Below are 19325 nucleotides of genomic sequence, written 5' to 3'. Positions count from 1 at the left end.
TGTCCGTTTTCGATCCGATGTGATCCGGCTGGGGACGGGAACTTCCCCCGCTCTCGATCACTCGAACGCCCGGAGAACGCCCTGGCCGTCGGTCATCCCGACGTGGGGAATCGTCGCCCGTTCCGGGTGGGGCATCATCACGGCGACCGTCTCGCGGTCACCGAGGACGCCGGCGACGTTGTGGCGGGAGCCGTTCGGATTGGCGGCGTCGGTCACGTCGCCGTTCTCGTCGCAGTAGCGAAAGAGGATCCGATCCTCGGCTTCGAGTGTGTCGAGGCGATCGGCGTCGATCTCGTAGCGGCCTTCGCCGTGGGCGATGGGGATCTCGATCACGTCACCCTCGTCGTAGGCGGCGGTCCAGGGTGTGTCGTCGCGTTCGACACGAAGGTACACGTGTTCACACTGGAATCGCGCGCTCTCGTTCGTCGTGAACGCACCTTCGGTCAGCCCCGACTCACAGCCGATCTGGGCGCCGTTGCAGACGCCGAGTACGGGGACGCCCTCGGCTGCCAGTGATTCGACCTCGTCGATGATCGGCGACTGGGCGGCCATCGCGCCGGCGCGGAGATAGTCACCGTAGGAGAAGCCACCGGGCAGGACGACGCCGGTCGTGTCGGCGGGGAGGCCGTCCTCGTGCCAGACGATCTCCGCGTCGATGCCGAGGTGGTCGAGTGCGCGCTCGGCGTCGCGGTCGCAGTTCGAGCCGCCGAATCTGACGATCGAGACCGTCATCGCTGGGCGACGTCGACCTCGTAGTCGTGGATGGTCGGGTTCGCGAGCAGCCGTTCGGCCATCTCCCCGGCCCGATCGGCGGCCGCGTCGGCGTCCGCCGCGTCGAGGTCGATCTCGAACTGGTCGGCCGAGCGCAGCGCGTCGAGCTCGAAGTCCAGGCGCTCTAAGGCCTGCTTCGTCGTCTCGGCCTCGGGGTCGAGCACCCCGTGCTTGAGTCGCACGGTCACCGTCGCGGTGTAGGCTGTCATTACCTGAACGCGCGCGAGCAGGCTCAAAAACGCTTTCGTATTGTGCGAGGCGGCGAACGAACGTGAGTCGCCTCGAAGTGGCGAGCGGCGACCGCAGGAAGCCGTGAGCGGCGAGATTCGAGCGGTAGCGAGAATCTCGGAACGGCAAGCGGCGACCGCAGGAAGCGGCGAGCAGCGAGATCCGAGCGAAGGCGAGGATCACGGAACGGCAAGCGGCGACCGCAGGAAGCCGCGAGCAGCGAGACTTTTCGTGAAGTGAGCGGGGAGGCGCGCCGGCTCGCGCAGGCGTGTCGAACGGTGCCGGTGACGAACTTATGCCCGCCCGCAGAGTATGGGTTGGTATGGCACAGCAAGAAGTAGCGCAGGAACTGTTCGTCGACCGGTACACACCCGGACTCGTCGGGCCGGACCAGGAGTGGGCGGGCACGGTCGCCGACGGCGGGACGATCACGACACACACGCCGCCCGGCTGCTGGGGGCCGATGATCACGCCCAGTTTCCGGGGCGGCCACGAGGTGACCCGACCGATCCGGGTCGAGGGTGCCGAGGTCGGCGACGCCGTCGCGCTGCGGATCCGAGACGTCGAGGTGACGAGCCTCGCGACCAGCACGGGGTCGATGGCGGAGCGCGAGGGCGCGTTCGGCGACGACCCGTTCGTCGATCACCGCTGTCCGGAGTGCGGCGCAGAGTGGCCCGAAACCGTCGTCGAGGGCACTGGCGAGGACGCGATTCGGTGTGCGGAGTGTGGCGCGAACGCCTCCCCGTTCGGGTTCGAGTACGGGTACACGGTGGCCTTCGACGACGATCACACCGTCGGCGTGACTGTCGACGAGGAGGGCGCGCACGCCCTCGCCGAGGACGCCGAATCGGTGATGGACCTCCCCGAAAATTCCCGCCAGCACCCGATTCTGCTGTACGAACCGACGGAGATGCCCGGGACACTCGGTCGACTTCGCCCGTTCATCGGCAACGTCGGAACGACGCCGTCCGTGACGATTCCTGACTCCCACAACGCGGGCGACTTTGGTCAGTCTCTGATCGGCGCCGAACACGAATATGGCCTCGAGAGCGAGGCAGCCCTCGGTGCCCGGACCGACGGCCATATGGACGTCCCGGAGGTTCGGGCCGGCGCGACGCTCATCTGCCCCGTCAAGGTCGACGGTGCGGGCGTCTACGTCGGCGACCTCCACGCGAACCAGGGCGACGGCGAACTCTCACTGCACACCACCGACGTCACAGGCACCGTCGAGATGGACGTCGAGGTCGTCGAGGGGTTGGACCTCGACGGTCCGCTCCTCCTCCCGAACGAGGCGGACCTCCCGTTCATCAGCAAACCCTACAGCGACGCGGAGCGCGAGACCGGTCGCGACCTCGCCGACGCACATCGGACCACCCTCGAAGACGACATGGGACCGATCCAGGTGATTGGGTCGGGTGCGACGATCAACGACGCGACTCAGAACGCCTTCGATCGCGCCGGCGACCTGCTCGAGATGACGGAAGGCGAGGTCCGGGCGCGCTGTACGTTCACCGGCGGCGTCCAGATCGGTCGCCTCCCGGGCGTGGTGCAACTCGACATGCTCGCGCCGATGGCCGTCCTCGAGGACAGGGGCATCGCTCACCTCGTACGCGAACAGTACGACCTCTAGGCGCATCGAGTCGATAGCCAGGATCGAGTCGGTATCGAGGACCAGACACGGTGGCCGACCAGTCAACGGTCGACGGACGACCGCCGGTGAGAAGAGTGAATTCGGTCGCTATCACGCGTCCCGGTCGCCACCACGCGGGGACTACAGTCGACTGACGGCGCCGATGGCCGTCGACAGCGCCGGTGCGTCGAAGTGGTCGGTGCCCGTGTAGGCGTTGGTCCCGGCACAATACATGTCGCGAGCGGTCTGCAGCACGCTCTCGTCGAGGGGCTCCGGCTCCCGCTCACACAGGGCCTTCCAGTCGGCCCGATCGGTTCGTTTGGCCTCGGCTTTCGCCGCGTCGACGGCGTCGACCCACTCGGGCTGGGTGCGCTTGTGGTGCTGGCGGAGTACCTCCTTCGAGAGCTGTGTGCCCTCGTAGCCAAAGCGGTTCTCGTCGAAGGTGCCGACGACGTCGGCGACGCGGATCTCGCCCTCGTAGTAGAGACACTCGATCTTGCCGTCCTGGTGGTCGAGGCCGGCGCCACTCGCCTGTTTCGTGACGATGCGATTGACCTCGCGGGCGAGTGAGTCGAGCTCGTCGATCGCTGCCGCGCCGGCGATCGCGTCGGCTTCGGCACGGTCCAGGTAGCGATCGGACTCTTCGTACTTCGTCGAGAACTCCACGATCGGGGTCTCCAGATCGACGGCTTCCTCGGGCCAGGTGTCGAGGTCGAGCCCGTGGTCGGCCGGGGTGGTCCGCCGGCGGAGACTCGACCCGACGGGGACACGGTTGCGGAAGACGATCTCGAGGGGGATCAGGAAGTTCTCGCCCGCGTCGGCGTGGTAGGCGTCGTAGTCGTAGTCGCGGCCTTCGTGTGGCAGGTCGGGAACTTGCGTGAGGTCGATCGCCATCTCGCGCGGTGGCGAGGTCGTGTCGGTCAGCGGGACCGCCCGTCCGTTGTCGACCACGCCGCGGTAGTGTGTCGCCACCCCGGCAGCTTCCAGCCGTTCGAAGTTGTACGCCCCCATCGTACAGAGGCTCTCGCCTTTTTGGGGGATCTCGTCGGGCATCTTTCCCCAGTCGAAGACCGAGTAGTCGTCGGTGAAGACGAACGAGCCCCGACCCAGTTCGGTCGCTGTCGCCGGTTCGTCGATCTGAAACTCCTTGACTGACGTCATGCGATCACCGCGTTCCGGGCATTCGATCGTGACGCGATATCGTCTCGGTCGCCCATCACGCTTCCCGACGCGACCTGCACACCGGTGTCCATACCCGAGCAACTGCGGCCCTCCCCCATCAACCTTTCAGTGTGGCCCGACAGTTCGCCCGATCCGACTCGTTCCAGCACCATGATACACTGACTCGTTCCAGCAACATCCGTCGGGGACCACCACGTTTTTGCGGGTACACTGGATTCCCTTCCCTGATGGACGGAACTGCGGGCGCGGGTGACGCCGCTCGACCCGGAGCGGGTGACGACGGCCGAGCCGAAGGGAGAGCGCAGCTGGCTGGTGCCGACGAGCTCGACGTCTCGTTCGACGTCGTCCCCGAGACCGACCAGTCGTTCGAGAACGCGCTCGGAAAGGCCCGCGACGGCGTCCGCCTCACGGTCGACGACGCGATCGAACTGCTGACGACCGGGACCGGCGTCGACGGGATCGACACGCGCCGGAAGGAGCAGGTGCTCCAGGCCGCCGATCATCGGCGTCAGGACATCGTCGGCGACGAGGTCACGTTCGTGGCGAACCTGAACAACAACGTCACGACCGCGTGCAACGTCGGGTGCCTGTTCTGTAACTTCAAGGACGCCGCCCACACGTTCGAATCCGATCACGATGCCCCAGACGGTGTCGAGGTACCGGGATTCACCAAGACGCCAGCGGAGAGTCGCGAGATCGTCGCCGATGCAGTCGATCGCGGTATCTACGAGGTGACCTCCGTTTCCGGCCTCCATCCCGCGTTCGCACTCGACGACGAACATCGCTCGATTCTGGACGGGTACGTCGACGAGCACGGCCCGAAGGCGGCCTATCGCGACCTGAACTACAAACGCCCCGAAACCTACGAAACTGATCCAGGGACGTACGTCGACCAGATAGAGGCGATGAGCGTCGACGATGTCCACGTCCACTCGATGACGCCAGAGGAGGCCGCCCACGCCCGTCGCGGCACCGACTGGTCCTACGAGGAGATCTACCGGCGCCTCCACGAGGCCGGTCTCGATACAGTTCCAGGAACTGCAGCCGAAATCCTCGTCGACGAGGTACGTGACGTGATCTGTCCCGGCAAGATCGACACCCAGGGGTGGCTCGACGCGATGGAAGCCGCCGCCTCCGTCGGGATGGGGCTCACGGCGACGATCATGTACGGCCACGTGGAGAACGAAGCCCACCGCGCGCTGCACCTGAAGCGGGTCCGGGACCTGCAAGCGCGCGTCGACGGTGCGATCACGGAGTTCGTCCCACTCTCGTTCATCCACCAGAACACGCCGCTGTACGAGCACGGCGTCGTCTCCGGCGGCGCCTCGCGCGCGGAGGACGAACTCATGATCGCCGTCTCGCGCCTCTTCCTCGACAACATCGAACACATTCAGTCCTCGTGGGTGAAGTACGGCGACGAGGGCGGCCTCTCGATGCTCGCCTGTGGCGCCGACGACTTCATGGGGACGATCCTCTCGGAGGAGATCACGAAGCGCGCTGGCGGCGAGTACGGCGAGTTCCGGTCGGTCGCCGACTACGCCGACCTCATCTCATCGATCGGTCGAATCCCCGTCGAACGGTCGACGGACTACGAACAGCGCCGCGTCGTCGATCCGAACGAGTCCCCGCTGGGCCCGCGGCTCGGACCGAAGGCCGACGGCACGCCGCTGATTCGGGAGTGACACCGCCAGCGAATGTGATTCCCGGATGCACCAGATGCAGTCGCCGGTTCCCGCACCCGACGGGTTCATATCGCCGGAGCCGATTGAGTTGGGACAGAAACGGCTCGTTCGCGACGGCTACTCCGTATTCCATTTCTGGAATGCACCCCACATCCGGTATGCTTTTACCGCCCGAGGCGGAAGCGTGAGGTATGTCAGTCACAGCGACGTCGGTCGTGGGCCACGACGAACGGGCCACGTTGAAGTTGCTCGCCCTCACGGGCGGGCTCGAAGGCGACGTCAAGATCTCGTGTGCCGACCTCGCCGAGCAACTCGACGCCTCGAACCAGACGGCCTCGCGACGCCTCCAGCGCCTCGAGAGCGCCGGGCTGATCGAGCGCGACACGGTCAGCGACGGCCAGTGGGTCGTCGTCACGGACGAAGGTGAACACGAACTGCGGGCCGCCTACGAGGAGTACCGGCGCCTCTTCGAGACGGCGCCCCAGGTCGATCTCGAGGGAGCCATCACCAGCGGCATGGGCGAGGGCCGCCACTACATCTCGCTCCCGGGCTATCAGCGTCAGTTCGACGACCGCCTCGGCTACGATCCGTTCCCCGGGACGCTTAACGTCGAACTTCGCGACGAGAGCGTCCGTCGCCGCCGCGCGATGGACGCCGTCGAACCTGTTCCCATCGACGGCTGGGAGGACGACGAGCGAACCTACGGCCCCGCGGTCTGTCACCCGGCCACGATCGAAACGGCCGACGGCGAGACCTACACGGACGCCCACACGATCGCGCCGGAACGAACCCACCACGACGAGGACCAGCTCGAACTCATCGCCCCGGAGAAACTCCGAGACAGCCTCGACCTGACCGACGGCGATCAGGTGATCGTCCATGTCGGAGACGACTGAGATGTCGGGCCACCAGACCGGCGCGAACGCACTGGAACGCGCCATCGACGCCTTCAGCCGCGGTGAGCCCGTCTGTGTCCACGACGCTGCCGACCGCGAGGGCGAGACCGACCTGATCTACCCCGCCGAGGCGGTCACCGCCGACGCCGTCGCCCGTCTCCGCAACGACGCGGGTGGCCTCGTGTGCGTCGCCCTCTCTCACGAGGTCGCCGAGGCGTTCGACCTGCCGTTCTACACGGAGGCGGTGGATCACCCCGCCGCTGGTGACCACGAACTCGGCTACGACGACCGCTCGTCGTTTTCACTCACCGTCAACCACCGCGACACCTACACCGGCATCACCGACGACGACCGATCGCTGACGATCCGCGAACTCGCGGACGCCGCAGGTAACCCCGACGCCGCCGATTTCGCCGATCGATTCCGGGTTCCCGGCCACGTCCACCTGCTGAAGGCCGCCCCGGAGGGCCTCGCCCAGCGCGAGGGCCACACCGAACTCGGCCTCGCCCTGGCCGACGCGGCCGACACCGACCCCGCCGTCGTCGTCTGCGAGATGTTAGACGACGAGACCGGCGGCGCCGTGACGCCTCGCGACGCCCGTGCCTACGCCGCCCGGCACGACCTCGTCTATCTCGAGGGCAGCGAGATTCTGGACGTCCTCGGCGAGTAACTCGCTCGACGCGCTCTTCAACGGCGTCCCTGGGACGACGGTCCGCCGTCTCTGGAACGCCCCACGACTGTCACCATTGCTTGCCAGTGCGCTCGTAGCGCTGGCCGAACTGCTGCGGGTAGCGATTCACGAATCGAAGAGCGAGGATATCAGTCGTTGGCGACGACAGCGGCGTCCACGCGGTCACGACTTTGGTCGTAGCCGTGACCGGAGAACGCCATCGCGAAGAGGACGAGCGGCGAGAGGAACCCGAAGAAGTAGAACGGCAGCCACAGCCACGAGGTGGCCCCGGCGACGTTCGGGAACAGCACGCCGGTCATGTAGACGGCGCCGGCGTGCCACGGGAACAGCGGCCCCGTGGGGGTGCCGGCGGCTTCGACGGCCCGGGAGAGGTCGGTCTCGTCGAGGCCGTACTCCTCGTAGAGGCTGCGGAGGCTCATGCCGGGGACGACGATGCTCATGTACTGCTGGGCGGAGAACGCGTTCGTCACCATCGCGGCGGCGCCGGTGCCGGCGACGAGGGAGCCGGGTGAGTAGACGGCACTGGTGAGGTGGTGGGCGAGTGTCGCGAGCACGCCCGTGCGTTCGAGCAGGCCGCCGAGCGAGAGCGCGGCGACGACGACGGCGATGGTCCACGCGGAGCCGGCGATGCCGCCAGTCGTCAGGAGGCCATTGACGAGTTCGCTGCCCGTCTCGGGGCTGGTGCCGTTCAGAAAGACGTCCCACGCGGCGGCGAAGCCGACATCCTGTACGAGTATCGTGGTGAATACGCCGGCGAAGATGCCGGCGATCAACGACGGCAGCGGCGGGTAGCCACGGATGGCGAGCCCGAACGTGACCACTAGCGGCAGGAAGACCAGGGGCCCGAGCGCGTACGAGTTCGCGAGCGGTTCGCTGATGCTCGCGACGTCTGCACCGCCGCCAGAAATCGCGTAGACGCCGAGGCCAGCGTACGCGACCAGCGATAGGCCGAACGCGACGGCGGTCCCGGTCCGCATCGCCCTGATGTGATCGTAGAGGCCGCTGTTGGTGACGGCGGCGGCGAGGTTCGTGGTGTCCGAGAGCGGGCTCTGCTTGTCGCCGGCGTAGGCGCCGGAGACGATGGCGCCCGCGGTCATCGGCGCGGAGACCCCGAGGCCACTCCCGATCCCGATAAAGGCGACGCCGAGGGTGCCGACGGTGGTCCACGAGGAACCGATGGCAAAGGCGACGATCGCCGAGAGGATGGCTGTCGCCGGCAGGAAGACGGTCGGTGACAGCGCACCGAGGCCGTAGTACATCAGGCCGGGGATGGTGCCGGCGCTGGTCCACGTGGCGATGAGACCGTAGATGACGAACAGGATGAGAATCGCCTGTAGCCCCATCCGGAGGCCGGCGGCTGCAGCGTCGTAGACGCCGTCCCAGTCGTAGCCGAGTCGGTACCGGGCGAACAGTCCCGTAAACGTGATACTCCAGAGAAGCGGGGCGTGCGGCGCGAGGCCGAGATAGCCGGAGCCGACGCCGAGGGCGACGACGATGGCGACGACCGGCACGAGAGCCTCGCCGAGACTGGGTCGTTTCGCCTCGTCGATGTCCTCGTAGGTGAGGGCAGTGAACTCGCTCATCTCCTCGTTGTAATTCCTCACGCTAATTAAATGACTTGGTTAGATTATTACAGGGAATATATGCCGCTTCTCGCATCTCGCGGTACTCCCTGCCGAAACCGTCACTCGTGGTTTTAAGAGATGGCCGCGCCATCCCTCTCTTATGGCAAGCTTCGACGAGATGGACGTCGACACGATCTGGATGGACGGCGAGTTCGTCGACTGGGAGGACGCCCAGATCCACGTCCTCACGCACGCGATGCACTACGGAACCGGCATCTTCGAGGGCGCTCGCTGCTACGAAACCGAGGACGGCCCCGCTCTCTTCCGCTGGCCGGAACACCTAGATCGCCTCTACAATTCTGCGAAACCCTACGAGATGGAGATCGACCACACGCGCGAAGAACTCACCGAGGCCACGATGGAACTCATCCGGCGACAGGATCTGGCCTCCTGTTACATCCGCCCGCTCGCGTTCTACGGCTACGAGTCGCTGGGTGTCAGCCCCGGCGACTGTCCGACCCGCACCGCCATCGCCGTCTGGCCGTGGGGCACCTATCTCGGCGAGGACGCCCTCGAAAACGGCATCGACGTGATGGTCTCCTCCTGGCGGAAACACGCCTCCAGCCAGATCCCGACCAACGCCAAGACCACCGGCCTCTACGTCAACAGCATGCTCGCCGGCGAGGAGGCCCGCCGCAACGGCTACGCCGAAGCCATCGTCCTCAACAAGGAGGGCAACGTCGCCGAAGGCCCCGGCGAGAACATCTTCCTCGTCCGCGACGGCGAACTCTACACGCCCGGCCTCGCCGAATCCATCCTCGACGGCATCACCCGCGACACCGTCATCACGCTCGCCCGCGAGCTCGGCTACACCGTCCACGACGGCGCCACCATCTCCCGCGGCGAACTCCACACCGCCGACGAACTCTTCTTCACCGGCTCCGCCGCCGAAGTCACCCCGATCAAACGCGTCGACAACGTCGAGATCGGCGACGGCTCCCGCGGCCCCATCACCGAGGAACTCCAGACCCGCTTCTTCGACGTCGTCGAACGCCGCACCGACGACCACGAGGAGTGGTTCACGTACCCCTAGCGAACTTTTTCGCTGCGCTCTGGCGGACCGACGCCAGCGCTGCTGGCGCACGGTCCGCCGACGCTCGGAAAAACTTCGATGAAAAGCACTCCTCCCTCCGTTCCGGGCGCGTAGCGCCCTCCACATCAGTCGTCGGCCCGCTCGCTCGGCGGTGCCTCACTCGCGGAATAATTCGATAGAGATGCCTGCCCTTCCCCGGTTCGCCCGGCCGCCGTATTGCGGCAACCGGGCTCACGGCCAACTTCTTGTTTGAAGGGGGAATTGGATGAAGACTGCCGGCCGGGAGTGACGCGGCGCGAAGCGCCGTTGTCACGACCCGGGGAAAGGCTGGCGGACTCACATGCGTTCACCGCGAGCAGCCGGAGGCTGTGAGCGGGCCGACGACTGACCCAAAAGCCGCGCTGTGCGCGGCTGTCGGGGAGGGAGGAGTGCTTTTCATCGAAGTTTTACCGAGTGTCGACTCGCTGTGGTGCGCGCTAGCGCACCCAGCGAGACACAAACGCAGTGTAAAAGTTCGGTGTTAGTCGTCGTCTGTTTTCGTCTCCGTCGTGGTCGTGCCTTCGTCGATGACGTCGATCGGGATGCCGCCGCCCATGGGGCCGTCACGATCGCTATCGCCGAAGCCGGCGCTCAGAACCCGAGTGAGGGCTTCTTCGACGTTTTCGTCGAGTTCCTCGACGTTGTCCGGTTCCACTTCCACGACGAAGCCGCTGGTGATGTTCGGCGAGGTCGGGATGAAGACGAGCTGTCGGCCGTCTTCGGCGGTTTTTCCCGTGCGGAACGCCGTCATTCGGAGGTCGTCCCAGACTTCGAGTTTGACCGGTTCCTGAAGCGTCTCCTGTTCGCCGACGGCGGTCTGTGCGGCCATCTTCGAGGCGTTGTAGACGACGCGGAGGCCGGGGAGGCGGTTGGCGAGGTTGTCGATGAGGCGTTCGAAGAGGTCGCCGACGGTGGTTCGCATCAGGTAGCCGATGGCGAAGACGAGAATGACGAGGACCGTCATCGTGATCAGGACCCGGATGAGCCCGGCCAGTTGCTGGGCAGCCTCGCCGTTGCCGAGGAATTCGACGATGAAGTCGTCCGGCAGGATGAACCCTGGCGCCAGTGCGGCGACGTAGCCGTAGAGCCAGTAGAGAACGAAGAGAGTGACGAGGATCGGGCCGAGGACCACGAGGCCGCTTGCGAAGTCCCGTTTCCACGAGGTCATGCTCGGAATCACTCACCCGGCCCCTATGAGCGTGTTCATTTGTTCCGGGTGAGGCGTGTACTGAACGGAGGTGTGTCAGGTGATGGCACGCTGGCACCCAAAATTGCGATCGGTGGGTTACCGGCCGACGACGGCCCTGAGAGCGAACAGCAGGTTCTCCTTCCGTTCGCGGACGCGCCGCCAGAAGTACGAGAGCCACTTGCCGCCGTAGGGGGCGTACTGCCAGACGTCGTAGCCCTCGGCGGCGAGATCGAACTGGGCGTCGGTTCGAACGCCCATGAGCATCTGGATCTCGAAGTCCGTGCCGTGTTCGTCGTGGAGCCGTTTCGCCAGGTCGATCATCTCGGGATCGTGGCTGCCGACGGCGATGCCGCCGTCGAAGTGCTCGAAGGCGTATTCGAGGAGTTCTCGGTAGGCCTCGTCGACGCGGGCTTTGTCTTTGTACGCAATCGAGGCGGGTTCGTCGTAGGCGCCTTTCACGAAGCGGACCTTGCCGGGGACGTCGGCGAGTCGTTCGACGTCCGCTCGGGTACGTTCGAGGTTCGCCTGCACGCAGACACCGACGCCGCCGTCGTGTTTCCGGGCGAGGTCGCAGAAGACGTCGAGCGTGACGTCGGTCGTCGGGTGGTCTTCCATGTCGATCCAGACGAAGACGTCGCGGTCGGCGGCGTGGTCGACGAGGTCGGTGACGAGCTCGCGGAAGGTGTCGTCGCCGACGTCGAGTCCCAGCTGGGACGGCTTGATCGAGATGCAGGCGTCGACGTCGGTGTTCGCGAGTTCTTCGACGAGATCGCGGTAGGCCGCGGCGTCGTCCTCGGCGGGTCCGCGTTCGTCGTAGTGTTCGCCGAGCCGATTCAGGATCACTGAGACGCCACGCTCGTTCACCTCACGAGCGTGCTCGAGCGCGTCGGCCGGTGATTCACCGGCGACGAAACGACTCGCGATCGGGGGAAGCATACGCGATCATTTCGAGGCGGGATATATGTGCGTTGATGATTCGCGCTGGTCGTCCCCACCATCGTGGTACTGATAGGCGGGGAACGCAGCGCTGGCAGATGCGGTGAGTGTGGTGACGTGGTGGTCGACGCTGGTCCACGTGTAGTCGGGCGATTGGAGGCCGTGTCAGGGTGACGACCGAAAGTGAGTGCGATTAAGAGGGGTGAGTTCGTTCCACCGATCGAGAATGGGAGTACTCTCGACGATCGTCGTCGCGTTCTGGCTGATGTTGCCCGCGTACGTTCCGAACAACGCGGCGGTGCTGGCCGGCGGCGGGCGGCCGATCGACGGCGGCCGGACGCTTGGCGGGTCGCGACTGCTCGGTGACGGTAAGAGCTGGCGCGGAACCGCTGTCGGGACGGCCGTGGGGGCCGTGCTCGCGTTCGTTCTGAACGCGATCGCGGGCGAAGTTGGCTCGGCGATCGGGATCGGGTTGCCGACGTTCCCGCTCGCGGTGGCGATCGCCCTGCCGCTGGGGGCGATGTGTGGCGACATCGCCGCGTCGTTCCTCAAACGCCGGACCGGCCGGCGCCGCGGCGCGCCGTTTCCGGTGGTCGACCAGCTCGACTTCGTCGTCCTGGCGCTCGTGTTCGCGTACGTCGTCGCGCCGGGATGGTTCCGCGACGAGTACACCCTCGGCGTCCTGGCGGTGATTCTCGTGCTGACGCCGATCCTCCACGTCGGGACGAACGTCCTGGCCTACTGGTTCGGGTTCAAGGACGAACCGTGGTAGACGTGGGGCCAATGGGGCTGTCGGAACCGAGGAATCTGCTTTCAAACCGCTTATCTCGGTCGCCTCGTACACGTCGGGTATGACCAACCAGACACTCATCGACGCGCTCCGTGCCGCGGATGCCGTACAGTTCGGCGAGTTCGAACTTTCCCACGGGGGGACCAGCGAGTACTACGTCGACAAGTACCTCTTCGAGACGGATCCGACCTGTCTCTCGGCGATCGCCGACGCGTTCGCCGAGCGCCTGGGCGCGGACGACAAACTCGGCGGCGTGGCGCTGGGGGGCGTCCCGCTCGCGGCGGCGACGAGCGTCGCTGCAGGCGTCCCGTACGTTATCGCACGCAAGCAGCGCAAGGACTACGGCACGGCGAATCTCGTCGAGGGCCGGCTCGACGAGGGCGAGTCGGTCGTCGTGATCGAGGACATCGTGACGACCGGGACGAGTCTGGTCGAGGCCGTCGAGGCGCTCAGGGACGCGGGTGCGACGGTCGAGCGCGCGCTGGTCGTCGTCGATCGCGAGGAGGGCGGCCGCGAGACGGTCGCGGACGCGGGCGTCGAGATGGATGCGCTGGTGACCGCGAGCGAACTGCTCGCCGACGCCGATCGGGAGTGAGTCCGCGGCCGGGTGAGCCAGGGTCCGGCGACTTCCCAGGGTCGAAACTGGACCGATCGTCGTCGGTCCTCGCCGGGCGGACCCGGCACGTGCCGGTTCCCGCCGACTGCCGGGGGCTCGACCATCAAAACGTTTTTATTGTGGTCCGGGCTACGCGTAGTCACGATGGTAGGTGTCCGCTTTACAGGGCGTTCCGCCCGCTTCTAACCCACACCTACCGGTCGCTGTGTCGAAATCGGTCGACCAGCGGGCGGCGTTCGCGGACGCCGGATCGGGCTTCTCCGAGAAGTACCACGCGCTATCACAGTCATGTCAGAACCAGATTCACAGCACGGAATAGCGGTCGTATTGCCGGACGGGTCCGAACTCGACGTCGACGCGGACGCGACCGTCGAGGACTGCGCCTACGAGATCGGCCCCGGCCTCGGGAGTGACACGGTCGCGGGCAAACTCGACGGCGAGCTCGTCGCCAAAGAAGCACCCGTCTACGACGGGGTGAACTTAGAGATCGTCACCGATCAGTCCGACGAGTACCTGGACGTGATGCGCCACTCGGCGGCGCACACGCTCGCCCAGGCCGTCGAGCGTCAGTTCGGTGACGACGTTCAGTTGGCGATCGGGCCGCCCACCGACGAGGGCTTCTACTACGACTTCGATCAACTCGACGTCGACGAGGACGACCTTCCAGCCCTCGAGTCGGAGATGGAATCGATCGTCGACGAAGACCTCGATATCGAACGCGAGGAGGTCTCGATCGCCGAGGCCGAGGACCGCCTCGCCGACGAACCGTACAAACTCGAACTTCTGGAGGAATTGGCCGAGGAAGGTGAGACGGTCACTTTCTACACCCAGGGTGAGTGGGAGGACCTCTGTGCCGGCCCGCACGTCGACTCGACCGGCGAGATCGGTGCCGTCGAACTGCTCGAGATCGCGGGTGCCTACTGGCGTGGGGACGAGACCAACCCGATGCAGACCCGGATCTACGGGACGGCCTTCGAGAGTGAGAGCGATCTCGAGGAGTTCCTGGAGCGGCGGGAGGAAGCCAGAGAACGCGATCACCGCAAGATCGGTAACGAGATGAACCTCTTCTCGATTCAGGACGTCACGGGTCCCGGCCTCCCGCTGTATCACCCGCCGGGAAAGACGGTCCTGCAGGAACTCTCGTCGTTCGTCGGTGAACTGAACCGGGATGCGGGCTACGACTACGTCGAGACGCCCCACGTCTTCAAGACCGACCTCTGGCACCGCTCGGGCCACTACGAGAACTACAAAGACGACATGTTCGTCTTCGACGTTGGCGACGACGAGTTCGGCTTGAAGCCGATGAACTGTCCGGGCCACGCCGCCATCTTCCAGGATCAGTCCTGGAGTTACCGCGACCTGCCGATCCGCTACGCGGAGGACGGGAAGGTCTACCGCAAGGAACAGCGCGGCGAACTCTCCGGGCTCTCGCGCGTGTGGGCGTTCACGATCGACGACGGCCACCTGTTCGTCCGGCCCGACCAGATCGAGGCCGAGGTCGAGCAGATCATCGAGATGATCTTCACCGTCCTCGAGACGTTCGACCTAGAGTACGAGGTTGCCCTCGCGACGCGGCCCGAGAAGAGCGTCGGCAGCGACGAAATCTGGGAGCGCGCCGAGTCGATCCTCGAATCCGTCCTGGAGGAGTCGAAGATGGACTACGAGGTCGAACACGGTGACGGCGCCTTCTACGGGCCGAAGATCGACTTCGGCTTCGAGGACGCCATCGGCCGCAGCTGGGACGGCCCCACGGTTCAGCTCGACTTCAACATGCCCGAGCGCTTCGATCTGTCCTACGTCGGCGAGGACAACGAGGCCCACCGCCCGGTGATGATCCACCGTGGCATCTACGGCAGCTACGAGCGCTTCTTCATGGTGCTCATCGAGCACTACGAGGGTAACTTCCCGCTCTGGCTCGCGCCCGAACAGCTTCGCGTCCTGCCGATCTCGGACGACAACCTCGCGTACGCTCACGAGGTCGCCGACGAGTTCGACGACTTCCGCGTCGAGGTCGACGAGAGCGACGCCACGCTCGGCCGAAAGATCCGTGCCGCCCACGACGACCGCGTCCCCTACCAGCTCATCGTCGGCGACGACGAGGAGGCCGACGGCACGATCTCGGTGCGCGACCGCTACGAGGACCAGCGAGAGGGGGTCGATCTCGAGACGTTCCACGACCACGTCGCAGCCGAACGCGCCGAAAAACGGACGGATCCCGACTTCCTCCAGTAAGCGCCGCGTCGCCTGGTACTCGACTACTTCTGTCGGTACGATTGTGTCGGTGTGTGCATGTAGCGATGAATGGGGCGGTTGTGTCGCCGTGCGACGGTACTACCGTCGATTCGCTTCGCAAAATAGCCGGTCCGTCACCGGACGATGGTGACGGGGACCGGTGAGCGACGGGTGATCGTCTCGGCGACGCTGCCGAGCAGGATGCGTCGGGCCCCGGTGCGGCCGTGACTGCCGAGGACGACGTGGTCGATGTCGTGCTCGTCGACGTACTCCAGGATCGAACGCGAGACGCTCCCGACGACGTGATCGGTCTCGATCTCGGCGCCGGCGTCGCTCGCGATCTCGCGGGCGTCTTCGAGCAGGTTCTCGGCCCGTTCGTTCTGGTGTTCCATGATGGCGTCGTAGTTGGCCATTGCGCCGCCTTCCATGCCGGTTGCCGCGTAGAAGTCGCTTGGATCGATCACGTGAACGGCCGTGATCGTCGCCTCGGGATGTTCCTCGATCGCGAACTCGAGCGCGTCGGTCGATCGCTCGGAATCGTCGTACGGAACCAGGACGTGGTGTGCCATAGGTGATTATTCGTGTTCATCTGGGATAAACGCCCGGTCGGGTGCGAGGACGTGGGAACCGTCGTTGGGAGCTGATTCGTCCGTCGGTCGTGTCGACTCAGACACCCTCGACGAGGCGTTCGAGCTGGGCCGGCGGGACGGCACCGCGGGCCGCGTGTTCGTCGGTGGTGAACGTCGGGACGCCCGTGACACCCCGACGGCGGGCGTCGGCGAACAGGGCTTCGAGTTCGTCTCGTCGGGTCTCGTCGGCTGCCACCTCGCGGATCTCGTCGCCGTCGAGTCCGACGGACGCGGCGACGTCTGCGAGCACGTCGGGGGAGCCGATGTCGCGGCCGTCGATCCACAGGGCCTCGAGAATCGCGTCGTCGAATGCCCGCCACGCGTCCGGGTGGGTGTCGTCGACGTAGTACGAGGCGATCTGCGCGGGGAGCGAGTCGGTCTCGGGCACCTCGTCCAGGTTCAGCATGTCGTCGACGCCGTACTCGTCCTGAAGGCGTTCGACGTTCTGGCGTGCCTGTTCGTAGTAGTCCTCGTCCTTGCCGTCGTCGACGGTGTGGTCGATTTCGCCGTCGGGGCCGCGCTTCCCGCTACGCAGATCGAACGGGTGCCACTCGATGCAGAGCGGGTCGTCGCGGGTCTCTTCGTACGTTTCGAGCGAGCGCCGTCCGAGGTAGCAGAACGGACAGACGTGATCGGAGTAGACGGTGAGCTGGTCGACAGTGTCGCTCATGGGAAGAACGTGGGCGTTCACGTGGAAAAGGCGCCGGGTCGCGGCAGAATCGGTGTCGGATCGATCGGCTGTCCCGTCAGTCGTCGTCGGCGGCGATCGGCTCGGCGTCGTCCGTCGCCGTGGCCTCCTCGACCGTTTCGTCCTCGTCGCGCTCGTGCGGGAAGTTGCCGATCGTCGCGTCCTCGAAGGCGTCGACGTCGAAGTCGTACTCCTCGCCGAGGAACTCGAGTACCTGTTTCGTGTCGCGCCGGGCGTTTTTCAGACAGGTCGAGGCGCCGGGCGAGGGCGTGACGTTGAAGACGATATCGTCGCCGGTGATCGTCGCCTCACCCATGTCGAGGGACTTCGTGCGCGTATTGACGATCTGCGGGCGGACGCCGCCGTAGCCCTTCGCCCGCTCGATGTCGTCGAGTTCGACCGTCGGGACGACCTTCTTGACGTGCGGGAGGAAGGCGCGCGGGCCGACGGCCGGCAGGTCGTACAGCAGGTTTTTCACGACGTAGGGAAAGAGGATGCGGTCTGCGAGGATGTTCGTGTAGCTGAGGAAGGAACTCGGGCTGAGCCCGAAGACGTCGAAGAAGTCGGGGACTGTCGAGAGCCGCCCGCGTTCGAGTGCGGGGACGACTTTCGCCGTCGGGCCGAAGCGGGTGAGATCGCCATCGTGGACCTCGGCGTCGCCGTGGACCGCGGCGAACGGCAGTTTCTTCATCTGCAGCGTGTAGACCTTGCCGTTGAGGAGGCCCTCGTCGGCGGTGAAGAAGCTGCCGGCGACCGGGAGCAAGGAGAGGTGTTCGCCGTAGCCCATCTCCTGGGCGATCTGCAGGCTGTGTGACCCGGCAGCGACGACCGTGGCGTCGGCTTCGAAGTGGCCGGCGTCGGTATCGATGACGAAGCCGTCGTCCTCGTCCGTGATCTCCGTGACTTCCGTGCCGGTGAAGACGTCGACGCCGTCGTCGTCGCGGACCTCGTCGACGAACGACTTCGCGAGTTTGCCGTAGTCGACCGTGTAGCCGTCCGGCGTCTGGAGCGCGAGCATCTCCTTCCCTGGGTCGCGGCCCTCGACGACCTTCGGCTCGATCTCGGCGATCTCGTCGCGGTCGATCGCCTCCAGCTTCGGGAAGAGGTCGCCGAATCCCTCTTCGTGGTAGCGTCGTTCGAGCGAGTCGACCTCCTCGTCGCCGACCGCGAGCACCATCTTCGAGCGCTTCGAGTGCATTTCGCGGTCGGAATCGTTCGACTCGAGGTAGCCGGCGACCATCTCGGCCCCCTCCTTGACGGACTCGGCCTTCTCCAGGGTGTAGTTGGTCTCGATGTCCCCGAAGTGAAGCGTCTGGGAGTTGTTCGTGTGATGGGAGTTGATGGCCGCGATCTCGTCTTCTTTCTCGACGAGTGCGACGCGTTCGACGTCAGTAAACTCTGCGACAGTGTACAACAGCGATGCCCCGCTAATCCCGCCGCCGACGATGACTAAGTCGTATTCCTTCATGGTTGACTCGAACCGACTCGGTGTGTTGTCCTCATCGACAAACTGGACTCGATACACAAAATAACTCCTACATCGGCTGAAATGCGATGGTATACCATACCACTATTAGGGAGTTTACTTCGATCGAGTCGGGGGTGCTATCCGGCGCGTGCTGTCCACCGACGCAGCGTACCCACGTGGATCGGTCGATCCAACGCCCGTTCGTCACCGCTCTCCGAGCGACCGATCAGGGGTATCGTTTACGAGCGTGGTCGGTGTTCTCGAGTGACGATGGTCGGCCGACGCGAGCCCGATCGCCTGTCCGACCCCGGACATCGGCCCTGGGCCAGTCCCACCGACCGATCGGTGAGTGCGGTGATCCCCGCCCGAAACGAAGCGGCGTACATAGCCGCGACGCTGTCCTCCTGTCGGGACCTTACAGGTGCGTCGTTCGACGAGGTCATCGTCGTCGACGGCGAATCGACGGACGAGACGGTCTCGATCGCCCGAGACCATGGGGCGGCCGTCGTGACCGAACCGGATCGGAGCATCGCGGCAGCACGGAACGCCGGTGCCCGCCGGGCGACTGGCGAGTGGCTCGCGTTCGTCGACGCGGATACGGTTCTCGCCCGATCGTACCTCTCGACGATGCTCGAGTACGTCGATCGAACTGGCCTCGCCGCGGCGAGTTCGTACTGCCGGATCTCCGGCCCGGTCCGGGCGAAATTGATGCAGGGGACCATCAATCGACTCTTCCCGCGACTCACCCACCCCATCCTCCCGGGATTCAACACGTTCGTTCACCGGGCGGCGTTCGACGCACTCGGTGGCTTCCCCGACGTTCCCAACGAGGATACGGCATTCAGTCGGCGACTCGCTGCCGAGTATCCGACCGGCTACTGCCCGGAGCGACTCGTCGAAACCTCCGGACGCCGGATCGCCGCCGACGGACTCTCGGGGACGCTCTGGCACTACGCACGACTGGATGTCGGTCGAGTGCGGGCGACCGGTTGGGGCTGAG

At 65.7% G+C, this 19325-nt stretch carries 18 protein-coding genes; 9 read left to right on the top strand and 9 right to left on the bottom strand.

Annotation, left to right across the window (positions count from 1 at the left end; translation table 11 throughout):
• Positions 1 to 57: 57 nt before the first annotated feature.
• Together purQ and purS are read right to left on the bottom strand one after the other, a co-directional pair.
• On the bottom strand, positions 58 to 732 hold the full coding sequence (purQ, locus tag HALRU_RS10970; RefSeq protein ID WP_015301456.1) for a phosphoribosylformylglycinamidine synthase I: 675 nt from the start codon (positions 730 to 732) through the stop codon (positions 58 to 60).
• The gene (purS, locus tag HALRU_RS10965; protein ID WP_007703420.1) at positions 729 to 980 is read right to left on the bottom strand and encodes a phosphoribosylformylglycinamidine synthase subunit PurS; all 252 of its coding nucleotides are present in this window, start codon (positions 978 to 980) and stop codon (positions 729 to 731) included. Before purS ends, purQ begins: the two co-directional genes overlap by 4 nt.
• A 341-nt stretch (positions 981 to 1321) precedes the next feature.
• On the opposite strand from purS, the gene HALRU_RS10960 reads away from it, so the two are divergent.
• The gene (locus tag HALRU_RS10960; RefSeq protein ID WP_015301455.1) at positions 1322 to 2629 is read left to right on the top strand and encodes an acetamidase/formamidase family protein; all 1308 of its coding nucleotides are present in this window, start codon (positions 1322 to 1324) and stop codon (positions 2627 to 2629) included.
• A gap of 141 nt (positions 2630 to 2770) precedes the next feature.
• On the opposite strand, the gene HALRU_RS10955 is transcribed toward HALRU_RS10960, so the two are convergent.
• Positions 2771 to 3790 carry a phosphoribosylaminoimidazolesuccinocarboxamide synthase gene (locus HALRU_RS10955; protein ID WP_015301454.1) on the bottom strand — a complete coding sequence of 340 codons (1020 nt, stop codon included), beginning with the start codon at positions 3788 to 3790 and terminating at the stop codon, positions 2771 to 2773.
• A 248-nt stretch (positions 3791 to 4038) separates the two neighbouring features.
• On the opposite strand from HALRU_RS10955, the gene cofH reads away from it, so the two are divergent.
• The 3 genes from cofH (at position 4039) to ribB (ending at position 7059) form a co-directional block, all read left to right on the top strand.
• Entirely contained in the window at positions 4039 to 5493 is a 1455-nt protein-coding gene (gene cofH, locus HALRU_RS10950) for a 7,8-didemethyl-8-hydroxy-5-deazariboflavin synthase subunit CofH (protein WP_015301453.1), read from the top strand.
• Between the two features lie 191 nt (positions 5494 to 5684).
• Positions 5685 to 6389 (top strand): DUF120 domain-containing protein, encoded by a 705-nt coding sequence (locus tag HALRU_RS10945; protein ID WP_015301452.1) that lies wholly within the window; start codon positions 5685 to 5687, stop codon positions 6387 to 6389.
• On the top strand, positions 6373 to 7059 hold the full coding sequence (ribB, locus tag HALRU_RS10940) for a 3,4-dihydroxy-2-butanone-4-phosphate synthase (RefSeq protein WP_015301451.1): 687 nt from the start codon (positions 6373 to 6375) through the stop codon (positions 7057 to 7059). Before HALRU_RS10945 ends, ribB begins: the two co-directional genes overlap by 17 nt.
• Positions 7060 to 7208: 149 nt before the next feature.
• Here the strand turns inward: ribB and arcD are convergent, their stop codons facing one another.
• Complete coding sequence (arcD, locus tag HALRU_RS10935; RefSeq protein ID WP_015301450.1) at positions 7209 to 8663, bottom strand: arginine/ornithine antiporter ArcD; 1455 nt, start codon at positions 8661 to 8663, stop codon at positions 7209 to 7211.
• Between the two features lie 142 nt (positions 8664 to 8805).
• On the opposite strand from arcD, the gene HALRU_RS10930 reads away from it, so the two are divergent.
• Positions 8806 to 9738, top strand: coding sequence for a branched-chain amino acid transaminase (locus tag HALRU_RS10930; protein WP_015301449.1), 933 nt, complete (start codon positions 8806 to 8808; stop codon positions 9736 to 9738).
• A gap of 520 nt (positions 9739 to 10258) precedes the next feature.
• On the opposite strand, the gene HALRU_RS10925 is transcribed toward HALRU_RS10930, so the two are convergent.
• Both HALRU_RS10925 and HALRU_RS10920 read right to left on the bottom strand, forming a co-directional pair.
• Positions 10259 to 10945 carry a DUF502 domain-containing protein gene (locus tag HALRU_RS10925; RefSeq protein ID WP_015301448.1) on the bottom strand — a complete coding sequence of 229 codons (687 nt, stop codon included), beginning with the start codon at positions 10943 to 10945 and terminating at the stop codon, positions 10259 to 10261.
• 117 nt (positions 10946 to 11062) lie between these two features.
• Complete coding sequence (locus HALRU_RS10920) at positions 11063 to 11902, bottom strand: proline dehydrogenase family protein (protein WP_015301447.1); 840 nt, start codon at positions 11900 to 11902, stop codon at positions 11063 to 11065.
• A 226-nt stretch (positions 11903 to 12128) separates the two neighbouring features.
• Between HALRU_RS10920 and HALRU_RS10915 the strand changes: the two genes are divergently transcribed.
• The 3 genes from HALRU_RS10915 (at position 12129) to thrS (ending at position 15540) form a co-directional block, all read left to right on the top strand.
• Positions 12129 to 12674, top strand: a complete 546-nt coding sequence (locus HALRU_RS10915) for a CDP-2,3-bis-(O-geranylgeranyl)-sn-glycerol synthase (protein ID WP_015301446.1) — start codon at positions 12129 to 12131, stop codon at positions 12672 to 12674.
• A gap of 79 nt (positions 12675 to 12753) precedes the next feature.
• A complete protein-coding gene (gene pyrE / locus HALRU_RS10910) occupies positions 12754 to 13287 on the top strand; it encodes an orotate phosphoribosyltransferase (RefSeq protein ID WP_015301445.1) in 534 nt (177 codons plus the stop codon).
• Positions 13288 to 13596: 309 nt separating this feature from the next.
• Positions 13597 to 15540, top strand: a complete 1944-nt coding sequence (gene thrS / locus HALRU_RS10905) for a threonine--tRNA ligase (protein WP_015301444.1) — start codon at positions 13597 to 13599, stop codon at positions 15538 to 15540.
• Between the two features lie 134 nt (positions 15541 to 15674).
• Here thrS and HALRU_RS10900 read toward each other — a convergent pair whose 3' ends face one another.
• The 3 genes from HALRU_RS10900 to HALRU_RS10890 all read right to left on the bottom strand — a co-directional run bounded on the left by HALRU_RS10900 (position 15675) and on the right by HALRU_RS10890 (position 18325).
• Positions 15675 to 16109: a universal stress protein gene (locus HALRU_RS10900; RefSeq protein ID WP_015301443.1), complete on the bottom strand. Its 435-nt coding sequence runs from the start codon at positions 16107 to 16109 to the stop codon at positions 15675 to 15677.
• Between the two features lie 97 nt (positions 16110 to 16206).
• Complete coding sequence (locus tag HALRU_RS10895) at positions 16207 to 16839, bottom strand: DsbA family oxidoreductase (RefSeq protein WP_015301442.1); 633 nt, start codon at positions 16837 to 16839, stop codon at positions 16207 to 16209.
• A gap of 76 nt (positions 16840 to 16915) precedes the next feature.
• Positions 16916 to 18325: an FAD-dependent oxidoreductase gene (locus HALRU_RS10890; protein ID WP_015301441.1), complete on the bottom strand. Its 1410-nt coding sequence runs from the start codon at positions 18323 to 18325 to the stop codon at positions 16916 to 16918.
• Between the two features lie 270 nt (positions 18326 to 18595).
• Here HALRU_RS10890 and HALRU_RS10885 point away from each other — a divergent pair, with 270 nt between their 5' ends.
• The gene (locus HALRU_RS10885) at positions 18596 to 19324 is read left to right on the top strand and encodes a glycosyltransferase (protein WP_015301440.1); all 729 of its coding nucleotides are present in this window, start codon (positions 18596 to 18598) and stop codon (positions 19322 to 19324) included.
• Position 19325: the final 1 nt, after the last annotated feature.

Source organism: Halovivax ruber XH-70, from assembly GCF_000328525.1.
In the GTDB taxonomy this organism is placed as follows: domain Archaea; phylum Halobacteriota; class Halobacteria; order Halobacteriales; family Natrialbaceae; genus Halovivax; species Halovivax ruber.
This window is presented reverse-complemented; position numbering and strand designations above follow the sequence as displayed.

Bases quoted from the DNA above. Each gene is read 5' to 3' on its own strand.
- arcD (WP_015301450.1), bottom strand. From the start codon at position 8,663: ATGAGCGAGTTCACTGCCCTCACCTACGAGGACATCGACGAGGCGAAA.
- cofH (WP_015301453.1), top strand. From the start codon at position 4,039: ATGGACGGAACTGCGGGCGCGGGTGACGCCGCTCGACCCGGAGCGGGT.
- purS (WP_007703420.1), bottom strand. From the start codon at position 980: ATGACAGCCTACACCGCGACGGTGACCGTGCGACTCAAGCACGGGGTG.
- purQ (WP_015301456.1), bottom strand. From the start codon at position 732: ATGACGGTCTCGATCGTCAGATTCGGCGGCTCGAACTGCGACCGCGAC.
- HALRU_RS10890 (WP_015301441.1), bottom strand. From the start codon at position 18,325: ATGAAGGAATACGACTTAGTCATCGTCGGCGGCGGGATTAGCGGGGCA.
- thrS (WP_015301444.1), top strand. From the start codon at position 13,597: ATGTCAGAACCAGATTCACAGCACGGAATAGCGGTCGTATTGCCGGAC.
- HALRU_RS10895 (WP_015301442.1), bottom strand. From the start codon at position 16,839: ATGAGCGACACTGTCGACCAGCTCACCGTCTACTCCGATCACGTCTGT.
- HALRU_RS10925 (WP_015301448.1), bottom strand. From the start codon at position 10,945: ATGACCTCGTGGAAACGGGACTTCGCAAGCGGCCTCGTGGTCCTCGGC.
- HALRU_RS10885 (WP_015301440.1), top strand. From the start codon at position 18,596: ATGGTCGGCCGACGCGAGCCCGATCGCCTGTCCGACCCCGGACATCGG.
- HALRU_RS10930 (WP_015301449.1), top strand. From the start codon at position 8,806: ATGGCAAGCTTCGACGAGATGGACGTCGACACGATCTGGATGGACGGC.
- ribB (WP_015301451.1), top strand. From the start codon at position 6,373: ATGTCGGAGACGACTGAGATGTCGGGCCACCAGACCGGCGCGAACGCA.
- HALRU_RS10945 (WP_015301452.1), top strand. From the start codon at position 5,685: ATGTCAGTCACAGCGACGTCGGTCGTGGGCCACGACGAACGGGCCACG.
- HALRU_RS10960 (WP_015301455.1), top strand. From the start codon at position 1,322: ATGGCACAGCAAGAAGTAGCGCAGGAACTGTTCGTCGACCGGTACACA.
- pyrE (WP_015301445.1), top strand. From the start codon at position 12,754: ATGACCAACCAGACACTCATCGACGCGCTCCGTGCCGCGGATGCCGTA.
- HALRU_RS10915 (WP_015301446.1), top strand. From the start codon at position 12,129: ATGGGAGTACTCTCGACGATCGTCGTCGCGTTCTGGCTGATGTTGCCC.
- HALRU_RS10955 (WP_015301454.1), bottom strand. From the start codon at position 3,790: ATGACGTCAGTCAAGGAGTTTCAGATCGACGAACCGGCGACAGCGACC.
- HALRU_RS10900 (WP_015301443.1), bottom strand. From the start codon at position 16,109: ATGGCACACCACGTCCTGGTTCCGTACGACGATTCCGAGCGATCGACC.
- HALRU_RS10920 (WP_015301447.1), bottom strand. From the start codon at position 11,902: ATGCTTCCCCCGATCGCGAGTCGTTTCGTCGCCGGTGAATCACCGGCC.